At 48.8% G+C, this 16,264-nt stretch carries 11 protein-coding genes; all 11 read right to left on the reverse strand.

Translation table 11 applies throughout. The features are described from left to right. Position 1: 1 nt before the first annotated feature. The 11 genes from VGK02_04980 to leuS all read right to left on the reverse strand — a co-directional run bounded on the left by VGK02_04980 (position 2) and on the right by leuS (position 16,230). Positions 2–1,321 (reverse strand): hypothetical protein, encoded by a 1,320-nt coding sequence (locus VGK02_04980; GenBank protein HEY3374401.1) that lies wholly within the window; start codon positions 1,319–1,321, stop codon positions 2–4. Next, positions 1,314–2,423: a hypothetical protein gene (locus tag VGK02_04985; GenBank protein HEY3374402.1), complete on the reverse strand. Its 1,110-nt coding sequence runs from the start codon at positions 2,421–2,423 to the stop codon at positions 1,314–1,316. Before VGK02_04985 ends, VGK02_04980 begins: the two co-directional genes overlap by 8 nt. Before the next feature lie 183 nt (positions 2,424–2,606). Further along, positions 2,607–4,133: an undecaprenyl-phosphate galactose phosphotransferase WbaP gene (gene wbaP, locus VGK02_04990; GenBank protein HEY3374403.1), complete on the reverse strand. Its 1,527-nt coding sequence runs from the start codon at positions 4,131–4,133 to the stop codon at positions 2,607–2,609. Between the two features lie 268 nt (positions 4,134–4,401). Beyond that, on the reverse strand, positions 4,402–5,082 hold the full coding sequence (locus VGK02_04995) for a sortase (protein ID HEY3374404.1): 681 nt from the start codon (positions 5,080–5,082) through the stop codon (positions 4,402–4,404). 73 nt (positions 5,083–5,155) lie between these two features. Further along, positions 5,156–7,105 carry a DUF4012 domain-containing protein gene (locus VGK02_05000; GenBank protein HEY3374405.1) on the reverse strand — a complete coding sequence of 650 codons (1,950 nt, stop codon included), beginning with the start codon at positions 7,103–7,105 and terminating at the stop codon, positions 5,156–5,158. Beyond that, positions 7,092–8,462, reverse strand: a complete 1,371-nt coding sequence (locus VGK02_05005; protein ID HEY3374406.1) for a polysaccharide biosynthesis tyrosine autokinase — start codon at positions 8,460–8,462, stop codon at positions 7,092–7,094. The genes VGK02_05000 and VGK02_05005 overlap by 14 nt, the downstream gene beginning before the upstream one ends. Before the next feature lie 166 nt (positions 8,463–8,628). After that, positions 8,629–9,198: a hypothetical protein gene (locus VGK02_05010; GenBank protein HEY3374407.1), complete on the reverse strand. Its 570-nt coding sequence runs from the start codon at positions 9,196–9,198 to the stop codon at positions 8,629–8,631. Between the two features lie 216 nt (positions 9,199–9,414). Next, entirely contained in the window at positions 9,415–10,419 is a 1,005-nt protein-coding gene (holA, locus tag VGK02_05015) for a DNA polymerase III subunit delta (GenBank protein ID HEY3374408.1), read from the reverse strand. A 25-nt stretch (positions 10,420–10,444) separates the two neighbouring features. After that, on the reverse strand, positions 10,445–12,796 hold the full coding sequence (locus VGK02_05020) for a DNA internalization-related competence protein ComEC/Rec2 (GenBank protein ID HEY3374409.1): 2,352 nt from the start codon (positions 12,794–12,796) through the stop codon (positions 10,445–10,447). 4 nt (positions 12,797–12,800) lie between these two features. Continuing rightward, complete coding sequence (locus VGK02_05025) at positions 12,801–13,583, reverse strand: helix-hairpin-helix domain-containing protein (GenBank protein HEY3374410.1); 783 nt, start codon at positions 13,581–13,583, stop codon at positions 12,801–12,803. A 175-nt stretch (positions 13,584–13,758) separates the two neighbouring features. Further along, entirely contained in the window at positions 13,759–16,230 is a 2,472-nt protein-coding gene (leuS, locus tag VGK02_05030; protein HEY3374411.1) for a leucine--tRNA ligase, read from the reverse strand. Positions 16,231–16,264 lie beyond the last annotated feature (34 nt).

Genomic DNA, 16,264 nt, shown 5'->3' on the forward strand with positions numbered 1-16,264 from the left:
ACTATGAACCGCTCCTTTGCCTAAATTCCGCACGTTGATGTTGCCGCTTGAAAGCCATGCGGTCTGTCGGCATCACCGGTCGCCTGATCTCCCTGCGTTGGTAGCGAGACAGGCTTACTGCAATCCCTACACATGCTAAAAAAACAAACGGTAAGACAAAAATGGTTAAGAAATAGTAATTGATTCGGGTAATCGACCATAATCCCGGATAAATGATAATGAAAGTTAAAGCGGCGAGAGATATATCGCCCGAGAACCGTTCGCCAACCTTATACGCGATACCCAATAGGGCGCCTATGATTAAACTCATCGCAAAAGCGAATATGCCCCAGTCGAACCACCATAAGCCTAGAACGTTAACTGTTCCGAATGAACTCGTCCAATATGGGTTCAAGCTATAACCCACAAAGCCGCCTATCGTATCACCCATCAGTGTCGTACTGAGAAACTGATAGCTAGGATCATATCCTAGTAGCACCAAGGCGTTATTTAGATCAGCGGCAAAATACCCCTGAATCAATAGATCGAGAATATGCTTCTGAGTGTCGGCCGAAAATAACCCGAAGCCGGTAGTAGTTGCGTACCATAATCCACCACGCAATAGTTCCCCGGTCCAAATAATGACGCCGATAATGCCCACGGTTCTTAGTATCGTTCGCCAGCTAAGACGAAATGTATCGGGTTTACTTAGTAAGTATGATGCCAAAACGACCGAGATAAAATATACGGGAAACATTCTTGCGGAAAACAAGAGTGCATGCAAAACGCTGACTGCTCCTATAATGATTAAGCGCAACCTGGCCTTACCGGCCGCCGTCCGGTCCATACGCGGATGAAACACAACCATGGCATAGATTGCGGCAGGTACGATAAACAGATTATTGAGAGAGCTCAAACCTACGATTCGCAGCTCTTTTATCTCGACGCCAACATTCGCCATGTTGCCCGCGTCAAACGCTTCCTTTATCATGCCCGGATTTAGAATGACTTCACGGATATAGATTAACTCCCCAATAACGCTTAGCAGCAGAGAAAATGCAGCCAGCGAGAATAAAAACCGGATCCAGGCGGCCGGCGGTATCTTTTCCTGACGTTTCTCATCTTTCCATAGCGTTTGGTATATGGTTTTTCCTAAGAGGACACCTACCAACAAGCATATCCAAAGCAACGAGAAATTGAGTATCGCGTTGAAACTTATATAGCGCGGTGCCGCTCCATAGATCGTAGGGACATCCGGCATGAAGGCCCACCACAGAGCTAACTGTAAACCGAAAAGGCCGGAAATTATCCAAAACGGGTCAAGCATGTAATGCTTACGCATGCGAATTCCCCACCAATGCGTGTGCCAGCTCATCCCATGAGCGGATATCATCTAGGCATACCTGCGAGCGGTCATACTGGGCAGCCGCGTCCAATACCTGGCATATGCTGTCATCGTCGCCTGGACGATAATAAAAGATATTCTTGCGACTTGAAGAAAGGAACTCCGGCGCGACGACGGGCATGCGGCAGTATGAATATTGCATCACTTTTAAGCTATCCCCTAGCGATTCCGCCCCCGGATAGTAGCTGCGTATAGCCAAACCGATATCTGCATGTTTAATAAACGGAATCGTGTCAACAAAAGCCATTTCGCCGTACGTTTTAATATTTGGGCCTTCCGGGACTTGCTTAATGGGACCGATTATATGAAAAGCCCAGGTAGGAAAAAGACGGCCGGCACGCTCGATAAAATCCAGATCGACATGAGAGACACCTACGAATACGGCATTAACACCGGACGACTCTCCGTAAGGGTTTGGGTAGTCCTCGTCGAACAGTTCCTTGTTAATACCGTGCAATTGCAATTGCACGTTTGCGACTTTGCCCTCGAATATCTTGAGCATGCTGGCATTTGGAACGCTTATCAGGTCAAAACTCGATGCATTATCTTCTTCCGCTTGGATTACCACAGGATGACTTCTTAGTAAACGGAGGTCATCCGATACCCGGTAAATAAAGCGTGCTTGCGGACATAAACGCTTAAGGCGAGGCAAAAGCATAAGCGCGGGTCCGCTCTCCAGGACAATAATGTCTGCGGAACGTAAGAAGGATTCCGCTTGCCCTAACGGTAGTGACGCATAGCGCTCGAATAAACACGCGCTTAGTTTGTTTAGGCCGGCAATCCTCAGATTTGCGGGATGCCATGGTGTAAACCAGACATAGCTCCAAAGCCCTTTTTGCTCTGCTACCATTTTATTTCGGATGCGCAACAGATTGTACCTAAGCCGTTCGTCTCGCCTAAGGATTGATAAAAAACTCAACGGACTCGTAAGAAAAAGTACTTCCGAACCCTGGCGGTGGAATGCATCGGCAAGCCAGTGAAACCCGGCCTTCTTTTTCGATCGCCAGTAATGTCCTGTTATTAAAACAACGCGTTTCAAGTAGTTACACCTTAGCCTGCTATCGTGCGATTATGATACATATAATATCGGTCAGCCGGTGTAGAACCTTATGTCAGATGTTACGCTAGTAGCGCTTTCACCAAGAAAGTTTGTGGTCGTTAAGGGGATTAATGAGGATATCGGGGAGCGGCATAATGTTTCTATGTCTTTCCGGTTTATCGACTAGTATGCGCCTGTCTTGTCTAAAACAGCACTTACGGTTCGAATCAGGAGCGTAATGTCGAGCCAAAGCGACCAGTTACGAACGTACCATGCCTCTAGGTCGACCCGTTCATCGTAGCTGATGTTGTTGCGCCCACTCACTTGCCATAGGCCCGTTATGCCTGGCCTTACCATAAAATAGTACGCAATCGAATAGCCAAATCGCTCGATTTCTTTTTCAACGATCGGGCGTGGTCCTACCAGGCTCATTTCACCCTTAAGCACATTAAATATCTGCGGCAGCTCATCGAGACTTGTCTTGCGCAGGAACTTGCCCACGCGGGTTGTCCGGGGATCATTTTTCAGCTTAAAATCGCGCTTCCATTCTTTCTTTAGCGCGGGATCTTTGGCAAGCAGCTCATCGAGAATCTCCTGTGCGTTCACGAACATTGTCCTGAACTTATAACAGCCAAACAAATCACCGTGCATACGCACACGCCGGTGGGAAAAAGCGATAGGTCCCGGTGAATCAAGCTTAATCGCAATGACGATAAGCGCTAGGATCGGCAATATCACCAGTAAAATCGCAATGCTGGCAATTACATCGAAGGTGCGCTTAACAAACCTGTTAAGTGGTCTCGCCAGATTATTTCTAAAGTGAAGCGAGAGCACTTTATCGCCAAAAGCATTATCAGCTTCAACACCCATAACGGGAACGCCGTGTAAGTTCGGGATAACCGTAACGGATACGGCTTCGCGCTGAAGCCGGTTGATGAGGCCGACCATAGTTTTCGATGGGATACTCGGTGCGGCTACTATCAAATGGCCGGCACCCGTCTGTGCCATTACCCTATCCGTGTCTCTAAAGCTTCCCAGAACCAAGAATGCTTTACCATTCAAGAGTACCGGCTGGTGCTGTTTAGAAGGGTCCTCATCCAAAAAACCCACGATCTTATAGCCAAGGTATTTTTGTTCAAGCAACGCATTCCCAACTGCTATGCCGGTACGTCCCGATCCAAGAATAATCACGTGCTCAATACCAATGCCTACACGTGAGACAATAGCTCTGATGGATTGCCGTCCCAGCGGCAACAGAATCAGCGTAAAACAATATCCCATCATCAAAGCAAAGCGAGATATTGTGTCGCTTAGCTTACCAAGCGATATTACTGCCAAAACCAGAATGAAACCTAGGCTCACAGCCCTGATAAGGTACCTGGTTTCCTGCCAAAAACGAAGCCGTTTTGAATAAAGCCCTTCATATGCAATACACAATATACATGTAAACATGACAATCCAAAGTTTATCGAGCAGCATTTGTGAAGGCATCGATGCAAAAAGCGGAGACACCGACGGTAATAAATTGAGCCGAATGATAAAAGCAAGGGACAGCGCAATATACAGGATGCATGCATCGGCGATGATTAAAGTCAGCGTCGCTAAAGAGTGCGAAATCCGTCTACTATATATGTGTTTAAGCGGCTCCTTGAATGTGTGCTCATGAGTTAGAACACCCGTCGCCGCTAATTCTTGCGATGCTTTCGCCATAATAAACCCTCGTAATTATGGTTGGGCTATTAGATATTTAAATGCTGAGATTTGTATCGGCATAATCCATGCCGACTATGAGATAGTTAATTGCATGCGATGTTCTTACTAAGTGGGGGTTCGGTTTGAGATGCTTCTAAGATGCGATGATTTCTTCGAGAGTTACTTGTTTAGTCTATCGGCTTAGAAATTATTTAATACCGGTTGTTTAGCGCTCGATATCTAAACAAGCAAGCCTCGTATTAAAACCGGTCACTGTTGCAGAGGATTATTTGACCGTCCCTAGCGGTTGCACAGAACGCATCTTTGAGATTATCAGAAGGCGTTTAGCGGCGGAATATATCGGGTCGCATGTTGATAGAATCAGTTGCGAGTTTCCCCCCTCTGTTATGTCACGCCAATCATCAGGGTTAACCCGCTTTATATCGCTGACCTCATAAGAGAAAGCGGCTTTTTTTGTATACAGAATCAACTCATCATTAATCGCTATCTTGTGCAGGTCGTGAAAAGGTGCCCCGAACATCGTTCGATGACCCGAAACAAGCGTCGTGCCTCTATCACCGATGCGTGCTGTTTTCGAGACACGGACCGGTCCAGTGGCTAGATTTGTCCACGATTCACCCTCGATAACGCTAAGCTTGAGGTTTATCTTAGGTATCGATAGGAGGGCAACATTTTCCCCGGGCTTAATCGGACCTCGGTCCACCAGGTCGGCGGCTTGTGCCTGCACGCTCTCGGTAGTATCGGCAGTTTGGCCTTTTACCCCTGTGGATAGTGTCCTGCTTTGCGACTCCGGGAGTTTCTCTGATTTTATCAGCGATTGCCATTGCTTTGTCTCGTTCCACTGATAATAGGTTGCATTAAGCCAAAATATCGCGGGAATAGCAATAAGCGCGACCCCGAGAACCATCATAATATTTGTTATTATGCGTAAGCGATTTTTACTCATGTGCTAACCAATCCCCCAACTATTTCACGTTCCGGTCTCTGGTTTAACCGCTATTGCATCATCGCCCATATCATTAGCGCTTAACCTTAAGCGCTCCGGTCAGGTTGAAATCGAATTCGATATCTTTAATAAGAGGCGCGCAATATGTCGCTTCTTCCCCGTTCCGCTTATATCCGTCAGGTATCGACGAAAAGCCTCCGGGCGCAGTAATTGTAACAGTAAGCATCGGCGTATTTATAACAGGTTGTGCCTGAACACCAATGTGATAGCCCGGCGCAACAGCGTTGGAGCGCACAACATCAGGTAGCGTATAGACTAATTCTACTGTCGAGCTCGTACCCGGTGCTACCTTCACGTATTGTGAAAAAACCGTTTTATCGAGTTCCCTGCCTACCTCTATCTGAGAGTCTCTATCATTCTCACGTGCACTATTTAGTTGTGCGGTTTTCGGCACATAGACGCTGAGCCAAGTATTGTCGTATCCTCGGGGAACTACATGACCCTCCCCGGCGACATAATCGCAAAGCGTGCTCACCGGTGCTTTGTTCTCAATCGATATCCTGGCAACTGCCCGGGCAGAGCCGTCTTTATTGAGTACTACGCGGTAATCAATCTTTTGGTCCAAATAGACGTCGAGCTTATTCGCACCATGATTCTGTAAAACCACCTGCAGATAATCCCCGGAGGTTGGCTTCAAAGAACCGCTGTAGCCAAGACGCTCTAGTAACCGCTGCTCCTGGGCATGCTTGCTGTAAACAATCATGTGCTTTTCATCTAGCGCCCGGCGGATTTGCTGCATGATGCCCATCGTGTCGGTGTTTCCGGACAACATGCGCGTCCAAACCGCTCGTGCTACATCTGCTAAATAACTTTTGCGGTCCCGACGGTCTTCGTACTGGGCATACGCTTTCACCAATGTCTCGTCGATTACATTGTGCTCATCGATAGTGTAGGGATGATGATTCGCGTCGGTTGTTGTGACCGGGCCAAGTGCTACAAGTAGATACTGTAAGCCTACCGGGTCTAGGCTAATGACCCCATCTACTTTCACGCCCGTTGCGTTGGTGTAAAGGTTTGAGACTATGTAGCCGGTTCTTGAGAAATCGGGGCTCATATTGGTATTAAGCCACAGTGAAGTCGACTTAAAGCGCCCGTATCGCACCATGAATTCCTGCGGCATGACAACCGGTTTCAAGCTGTCAAGCTGCAATTTATGTATCTCGTCGAACTCCTCAAGGCTAATCTTGCCGTGATCGATTGTGATAATACCATAATTGCCGATTATGCCGCCTGTTGCGCGTAGTTCAGCGTTGTTTTGAACAGCCAGGAAATATCTTCTTGTGCCATCCGCCCCCAGCAACCCCGAAACCAGTGGGACAATCCCGTCTAGCGTGTCTGTAATGCGCTTAAGCTTTGGTATCTGCTCGCCAAACTCGTTACATGCGGAGCGTATAACCGGTACCAGCATGCTGTGATGAATGTCTTTATAGATAGTATCTGCCGCCCGCACGTGGTATGACGTTCGATTGAAGCCGGTACTCATGCTATTTAGCAGAGCGAGGTTAATCCGGCCGTTACTCAATATAGGAGTGCCTTTATTCGCATAAGACACCTCGAGGGCCGTTTGGGAAAGCGACTCTCCGGCGCTGGCTACGTGAAAACCGGCTTTAGCAAGGAAGCTGACCGTCCGTATATTATTGCCAAGTACAGGAAAATAGCGACAGGGAGTCACGGTGTTCGAGCTCAACAGCTTATCAGCATCGGTAAAATCGATCCTGGCTTCTTTGAATTGCAAACGGGCGCTCTGTAGCTCGCCCTTTATGGCGGATGAATACGCTGATGTGAGATTCGATCGGCCGTGTAATAGAACTTCACGAGCCTGAGTGATTGTCGGGATAAGTAAAGCGCTATAGAATATGATCCCTAACGCTATACCAATAAAAGAGAAAACAATCGCCCGCGTATTACGCTTACGTGATGAGAGCGCTGATTCTTCTTTCTCGCTAATATCACTGCACCCCATTGCTAATCACCCGATGTTTAGCGTTGGGCTTATAGTTGTAATAACCGTGTTTTTTGTTAAAATGCACGCCATTTGTTACGAAACCGAGAATGCGAGCGCCTACTTTATCCAGCGAGTCTCGTGCGAGAACAATATCATGTTTTTTTGTTTTGCTGGCATATGCGACCAGTAAAACCGCATCGGCCTTTGAGGCAAGAATCACGGTGTCTGCGATCCCGAGAATCGGCGGACAATCCATAATAATGATGTCGAACGCTTCTTTAAGCTCGCCCAAAATACTTGCCATGCGTTCCGAATCAAGAAGATCTGCGGGGTTAGGCGGCATAGCTCCGCTCGTAATAATCCACAGCCCCTCAACATCGGTGGCTTTCACAACCGACGCAATTTCATCTTTGCCCGCTAAAACCCCCGACAGCCCTACGCCATTTCTGTTGAGGACCTTTCCCGCCATCGGCCGCCGCATATCGCAATCGATGAGGAGAACCTTGTTATCTGCCTTAGCAAACACCGTTGCCAAATTGACTGAAACAGTTGTTTTTCCTTCGCCCATATTAGCGCTGGTGATCACAATTGTTCTAATAGAGCGATCGAAGTTCAAATACTGCAGATTTGTGCGCAAGCTCCTATAGAATTCCGAACTATCAAAATCGTCACCCACCAATAACAATGGTTTCTTTGTAACAGGTATTCTGCCAAGTGCAGCGATCTTGATAAGTTCCTCAAGCTGCTCAGGGTCTTTAACGGTCGTATCAAGTTGCTCAAGGACAAGTGTCGAGCTTATGCCCACTAAGATGCCGAAGATAATACCTAAAACCAAATTGAAAACGGGGCGCGGGCTAACCGGCTTTAACGGAGCTGTTGCTTGGTCAACAACTGCCATGCTTATAAACGAAGAAGCCGCTACCGATTGCTTTACTACATTTATTAAGATCTTAGCGTATGTATTGGCAAGCAGCGCAGCCCGAACAGAGTCGGTATCCGTAACCGTTATTTGTATAAGCTGCGTATCTTTTACTAAAACCGCCTCGACTCTTGATTTGAGTTCTTCCGGCGGAGTCTTTAGCTGCTGGTCGTCGATAACACGTTGTGCAACCGATCTGCTAAGGGCTATTTGGGTAAACGTTTTTGCAAGTTGTTGGCTTAACAACATAGCTTGATACGACTCATCGACCTGTTGATTGCCTCCCGCGACCCTGCCCTGTGAAAGCAATATCTGCGATGATGCTTTGTATCTGGGAGCAGTATAGGTGTTAACAGCAACAGCCGCAAGAACGCAAAGTATCATGCTTATAGTTACTGCCACTTTATGCTTGAAGACTATCTTTGCTAAAGACAGAAAATCGATCTGTTCTTCCATGCTACACCTAGACCTTGAATTATTGGCAGATATATTACCGGTTAAAGGTAACTAATCAGAGAAATTACTTCTTACTTATGTCGGTAAAAAGAACGCAGAGCTTTAATTATTCAAAGCTCTGCGTTTGTGTCCGCTTATGATTTTACCTGTCAAATGAACTCTTGATTTAGCTCCGCCTTACCAACCGTAAGCCAAAGCTTGTGGCTACCAGAAAGACGCCTGCAATAAGTGCGACTAAGAGATATATGCCTCCCGTAAACGGTAGTTCGTTGTGATGCGGTTTCGGTGTGGTCTTTGTGCCCAACACCGTCGTTGATATGGTTGGAGTAACCTGTTCGCCGAGCACCGCCGTCTCCACACGTACCGACCCTAATGCCACATGATTATCTTCCGTATTATTATGCGAATACGGCTCGACTACGGTTCCAGTGTTTGAATACGCAGTGCCCTGGGCGGAGAACGAGTGTATGCCGGGCCTGGTATCGTTTGGTAGCGTGTAGGTGAAAGATATGTTGCCGTCGGCATTAGCCGTTACGCTCTTACCGCCGCTACCATCCATCGAAACACCGACAGCGGTGTTTGGTTTAAATCCGCCACCTGTTACCGTTACGGTCCCACCAGGATTTGTTTTACCGGGCGATACCGCAAGGCTCCCCTGTGTCGTTGCTAGTGCGTTTGTAAAAGAAAACAGCACGACCAGGGTTAAGATCGCAAATAATATCGTTAACTTTTTCATGAACGGCCCCCCTATTCGGCCTAAAGATGCGTGTGTTGGTACAGAGAGGCTGCGTCTTCTGGTCTTCTAACTATCGTAAGGATATCGGTCAATTACCTAGGCTAATTCTACCTATAGCTTACTCACCTAGGTATTACTATCATACTATGATATACATATTCTGGCAATAGATTTAGCAGATTCCCCCCCGGATATTATGAAATCTATAGATTTTGCTTATGCCAGCTGTATTATGAGGTCTTGCATGGTGGATTCTGCGGATTGCGCGCTTGATTTTAATGCAATATCGGCTTGAAGCATGCGCTCAAACATGCCTTTAAGCTCATCAGCTGAGAAGTTGTAGCTCTGCTCACGGTATTTAGCTACGACAAAGCTCGGAAGCTTCTTGCCTGCATCCCCCGTTAGGTGCTCGACGAGATACCTATTATCATGACCGGTCTCAACCCATACTTTTGTCCGAAGAAGTAGACGGAAATGCCGTGCAATAAGCGCGAGAATCGCAAGTGGCGCTTCTTTTTGCTGCAACAAGCTATCCAGAATCTCCAAAGCACGCCGTATATTCCGTTCGCCGATACGGTCGACTAGGTCGAATACCGACAATTCGGTAGATTTCGTGATGATCGGGTCCACATCGCCGGGATCGATGATTCGGTCATCATTGCAGTAGAGGCTGATTTTCTCGATCTCGATGCTTAAGCGTAACAGGTCTGAGCCTACAACTTGCAGGATATGGCGGGCAACCGCGTCAGACACGAGCTGCCCCCGCGCTCCAAACTCCTTCTTTATCCAGGTTAAGGGGCTCTCTTTAAGCTTATACTCGGCGATTTCTCCAGCCTTTTCGACCGCTTTATACAGGCGGCTTGCCCGATTTATAGTGTTAGCAACGAGCACGAGGCACGTGGTATCGCTCGGGTTTTCGATATATTTTACCAGCCGAGTGATATCGTCCGCGGAGAGTTTCTCCACGTCTTTTACCACAATTAAGCGCTTATCAGACATAAACGGCAGCGTATTTGCAGCTTCGATGATATATGCTGCGTTCGTATCGCCGCCGCTGAACCGGTTAAAATTAAATTCAAGGTCAAATTGGGCGCCGATACGGTTTTTAAGACGCGCCAGGCCTTCGGCAATCATTTTTTTATCGCCGAAAATTAGATATACGGGCTTTAGCGGTTTTACCTTTTGCCGGGGTTGTGCTTTAGCGCCTGGATTGCTCTTCATGTATTGCTGCCCTTTTACCTTTGTGTTACTGCCCTTTTTGTATAAGCACCCGGTATGTAGTGCCGTCGGACTTAATTGTAACATCCCCATTCTTGTCTGTGCGGTAAATTTTTGCACCGGCGTTGTGCAAACGCTTAATTGCCGATGCTGACGGATGCCCGTACATATTGCCTTGTCCTACTTGGATGACTGCAACCTTTGCCGCTACACGGCGCAGGAATTCCGCACTACTCGACGAGGCGCTTCCATGATGGCCCACCTTGAGAACATCGACATCGAGTTTATCCTTCCCTTCCAGGAGTTTCTTTTCGACTTCGGTGCTGGCATCACCGGTAAAAAGAACCCTAAATTGTCGGTACTTGGCAATAAACACCACTGATTCGTCATTGCCTTCGTTTTCCGTGTCGGCGCACAGCATATCGATTGTGAGACATTTCCCCAGATGGAGGGCTTCATCGCCGCGAATAGGAATGCATCTTACACCCTTCTCTTTGGCGGTGGTAAACATGGGCTTACAGATTGCAGCTTTACGAAGGCTCGGCGGATACATTAAGCTCCCGATATTGTGTTTTGCAATAAACTCTTGTGCGCCACCCATATGGTCGGCATGGGCATGACTTATGATCAACGCATCCACTTTCTTTATCCCCTTGATGTCGAGCTTGCGCTGGATAATCTTTGGATTCTGACCACAATCAACGAGCGCCCGCTCACCGTCAGGGGCTGTCAGCAGTATACTATCTCCCTGCCCGACATCTAAGAATGTTACTTCCAGCCCGGATGGGAATCGGTTCAGCGTAAGATGCCATAAAAGAGATACGGCTAGAAGACCTATGACGACCAAAACGATATGACTAAACCTATAGTATAGCTTTGCTCTTCGAATATACATGGCACTAGCTGCAATTACTGCATACAAGACAAACACCAGGCATATAGATACCGGCGGTAGGGTTACGTAAGCTCCGGGCATCATCGACATGATTGACGCCGTTTCTATCATCGCCATAAGGATAATTTGTAGTAACAGATAGAGCGGTATACCCGCTAAGCTCAGAATTGCGGCGACCGGCAGGACAACCATCCCGAGGATCAACGCAGGCCCTGCGAGGGGCACTACGATAAGGTTTGCCAGTATTGAAACGGCCGATACCTGCCCAAAATAATATATAAGGACGGGGAGAACACCGATTTGAGCGGCGACTGTGACAGTGAATGCAGAGCGGATACTTGAAGGAACATCCGCAAACAACCGATCGAGTAGCGGCGAGAGCACTACGAGAGAAGCGGTCGCCAGAAATGATAGCTGAAATCCAATATCGTATACGCTAAATGGATCGATTACCGTAAGCAAGAAGGCCGCTATCGCTAGCGAATTGAGCGGCGATTGCTGTCTACCGAAGAGCCATGCAAGCAAACCTATCGCTGCCATCACAAACGCCCTGTTAATAGATGCACTCATGCCGCTGATTATCGTATACAACCCCGCAAATACGATCAGGATTATAACCTGTACCGGCGCTCGTAAACGCAAACGCCTTAAGAGAGGCCACAAGGCGCCCACGATAAGCGCTATATTCATACCGGACGCGGCGACAACGTGCGTAAGCCCCGTGGCGCGAAACGCCTCCTGGACGTCATCGCCAAGCTCGGACGCATCTCCCAGCACAATACCGTTGAGCAAGCTTGAATATGCTTCAGGCAAGTATCCGGAGTTGGTTTTTTTGATCCACTGCCGAAGCGACCCCACATAATGCATGAATGTGCTCTGGACGTTATCTTTCCGGACAAGTTCGATATCCTCACCGGCGGCGCTCAATGTCGCCATAATCCCTTTGTGGCAGAGGTAACGCCGGTAATCAAAATCGCTACTCGAGCGAGGCAGTGAAAGGCGTCCGGTAACTTTGACAGTATCCCCCACCATGAATGGCAATGCCCTGTTCGTTCGTACCTTAACCGCCAGTTGCTCGCGTACACGCCATTCGCGTGCGCCGTATGCGCCCGCATCAAAAACGCCGTTAAAGCGAGCCGCAGTCACCCTCATGGTAAAGCGAGCGCTGCCGTCTGCAAAGGTTGGGTCGGCGTTTAAACTGCCTTCGACGGTAACATATGGTGTATTACCTGCTGCTTTGTAGAGTATGCCGGATGCAAGACGTTCCGCCGTAACGCTGCCGGCAAAAATCCCCAGAAAGAAAAAAGTAAGTGTTGCCGCAAGCAGAGCACTAAGACCTTCCGTCTTATATTTGATTACTGTTAAAAGCATAATGAGGCAGAAGCCTAGTAGCACGGCCGCTATTGTGAGGCTAATATGCAGAGTATCACAAGCAACGATTCCCAAGATAAACGCGATTGCCAGAACGAGAAGTGGTGTCACCATGGCATTACTCAACGCAGAGTTTATCTTTGAGTTGATCGAATTTCTTCGGGCCAATACCGTCGACGTCTTTGAGCTCGTCTAATCGCTTAAACGCACCGACTTTGTTTCTGTAATCGATGATTTTTCCGGCGGTAACCTGCCCTACCCCAGGTAAAGTATCGAGCTGCTCGGCCGTAGCTGAATTTAGATTAAGTCTTGCCGTGGGAGTTGCGGAAGTACCGCCTGCGGTTGGAATGCCGGTAGCTGTGCTTGCAGCTGATCTGCCTGTGGTCGGGACTGCCCCGGTACCGGTTGGTTGGGCCGGTGGGGCTTCGCCTTTTTTCACTATATAGATTTTTTCACCGTCAAACACCTTTTCAGCGAGATTAAGCGCATTTTGATCGGACTCGGGGAGGCTTCCACCGGCCGCGGTTATTGCGTCGATAATCCTGCTGCCGTCATTGAGCTGGTAAACACCGGGATGAACGACGGCTCCGGCAACATGAACATATAAGCGCTTTACCTCAGGTGTTTGTGCTCCGGCAATTGTCGCGCTGCCCTCACTGCTCGCAGCTTTATGCGGTGCCGTCTTTTTTGCGCTATCCCCCGCCCGCTCTACTACGACCGGCATGGGCTGTGACGCTTTGTAGATAAATATGCTGCTCGCACCTATCAGTAAAACCAAAAGGCCGATAGCGATACTGTGACGCTTCTCTATAGCCATACCGCTCTCGGCAAAGCGAGCACGCAATACCTGCAACAACTCATCTTTGATTGATCCAGCAGTAACGCTTTTATGCTTTTGCATAATTGTATATATTCTGCGATTGTTGGCTGTTCCCCTTCTTAAGAACCATTATTTTTGAAAGTTTTCGTGTATGTATCGCTCTCCCGTCAAAGAGCAGCCGTTTTCGATAAATAAAGAAGTGGGCGGAACCTTCCGCCCACATTAGTTAGATAACGTTCTCCTGGAAATCGATAACTTACTTTACGACAATATTTACGAGCTTACCCGGGACGATAAAGATATTTTTAACCTCTTTGCCGTCAACGAACGAGAGCACGCGCTCCGATGCCAGTGCCGTCTTTTTCATCTCGTCTTCGGCAATATCTGCGGCTACGGTAATTTTGTCTCTCACCTTGCCGTTTACCTGCACCACCAGGGTCACTTCTTCGGCTTTTGCCAGTTCCGGGTCGTATTTCGGCCACGATTGCGTATGTACGCTCTGCTTTTTACCCAAATCCGACCAGAGCTGTTCGCTCATAAAGGGCGCAAACGGTGCAAGCAACAACACCAGGTTTTCGACAGCCTCGCGCATAACGGCCGGGTTCCGATCACCGCTGTCGTTATATTTGTACAAGGTATTAACCAATTCCATAACGGCGGCAATCGCCGTATTAAAGTTAAAACGGCCGATATCTTCGGTAACCTTCTTGATCGTCCGGTGTACCATGAAGCGCACGTCACGCTCGGCTGAAGTCAACTCACCAGGAATCACTCCTGAACTGCTATTAATCAATCCTTTATTATCATCAATCAGGCGCCAGACACGGTTCAGGAACCGGTAGCTGCCCTCGACGCCGCGGTCACTCCACTCGAGTTCCTTCTCGGGCGGCGATGCAAACAAAATAAAGAGCCGTGCGGTATCGGCACCGTAACGCCTGATGATCTCACCGGGGTCGACTACGTTGCCTTTCGATTTGGACATCTTGGCGCCGTCTTTAATAACCATGCCTTGCGTGAGCAGGTTGGTAAACGGCTCCACTGTCGATACCATGCGCATATCGTAAAGCACCTTGGTAAAGAACCGCGAGTACAGCAAGTGCAGCACCGCGTGCTCGATGCCGCCGATATACTGATCGACCGGCATCCAGTAATCAACCGCTTCTTTTTCAAAGGGCAGCTGGTCATCGTGTGGGCTGCAGTAGCGCAAGAAATACCAGCTTGAATCGGTAAACGTGTCCATCGTATCGGTTTCACGACGGGCCGGTTGCGCACATTTCGGGCAGGTAGTTTTGATAAATTCTTCGTCGTGCGCCAGCGGTGAGCCACCGACACCGGTAATTTTAATATCCTCGGGTAATATAACCGGCAGCTGGTTTTCAGGCACCGGTACGACACCGCAGGTCTCACAGTAGACCATCGGGATCGGGTTGCCCCAATAGCGCTGGCGTGAAATCAGCCAGTCGCGAAGCCGGTAGTTAACTGAAAAGTCGCCGATATCGTTATCCTTTAGGTGCTGTGTAACTTTAACGATGCTTTCCGCCTGCGGCATACCGCTAAACGGGCCGGAATTAACCAGCACGCCCTCACCCGCATATGCCTGAGCCATCATCGTAGGATTCAGCATCTCGCCTTCCGGCTGGATTACCACTTGGATGGGTAGGCCATATTTCGTCGCAAACTCGAAGTCGCGCTGGTCGTGCGCGGGTACAGCCATAACTGCGCCGGTACCGTAGCCCATCAGAACGTAATCCGCCAAATAGACCGGCAATTCTTCGCCGTTGACCGGGTTAATAACGTACGCGCCGGTAAAGTAACCGTTCTTCTCTTTCTCGGCTGATGTACGGTCGATCTCCGTCTCACGCGCTACGCTTTTCTTAAACTCGGCCGCCCCCGCCTCGTATTTCGTGCCTTTAACCAGCTCATTCACCATCGGATACTCGGGCGCCAGCAGGAAAAACGTCGCACCCCAGAGGGTATCGGGCCTCGTTGTAAAGACGGTAATGGTTTCATCACGACCTTTGACCTTGAAGTCAACCAAGGCACCTTCGCTTTTGCCGATCCAGTTGCGCTGCATAATGCGCACGCGCTCGGGCCATCCTTCAAGCAAATCCAGGTCTTTGAGTAGGCGTTCGGCATAATCGGTAATCTTAAAAAACCACTGCTCGAGCTCGCGAAATTCGGCCGGAGTGCCGCAACGCCAGCACACGCCGTTTTCGACCTGCTCGTTTGCCAGTACGGTCTCGCAACCCGGGCACCAGTTGACGATGGCTTTCTTGCGGTATGCAAGCCCTCGTTCGTAGAACTTCAAAAACAACCACTGACCCCAGCGATAGTAATCGGGGCTCGCCGTAACGACTTCGCGGGCCCAGTCGTAACTTACACCGAGCTCTTTGAGCTGCTCACGCATGGCCGCGATATTATTAAACGTCCACTCTTTCGGTGGGATGCCGCGCTCGATCGCCGCGTTTTCAGCCGGCAAACCGAAGGCATCGTAGCCTATGGGGTGCAGGACATTAAACCCTTGCATGCGGTTGTGCCGCGCGACAACATCACCGATTGAGTAGTTGCGCACATGACCCATATGCAATTTGCCGGACGGATATGGGAACATCTCTAGAATATATTTTTCCGGCTTCCCCGGTTCTTCGTAGGTGCGATAGATATCCTCTTCATCCCATTTCTTGCGCCATTTTTCTTCTATTGCTTTGTGATCGTATCGTTCGGCCATCCCAACCCCCTGCTAAGATATATTTGTTAAACCA

It is taken from the genome of Candidatus Aquicultor sp., from assembly GCA_036504445.1.
Classification (GTDB): domain Bacteria; phylum Actinomycetota; class Aquicultoria; order Aquicultorales; family Aquicultoraceae; genus DASXVE01.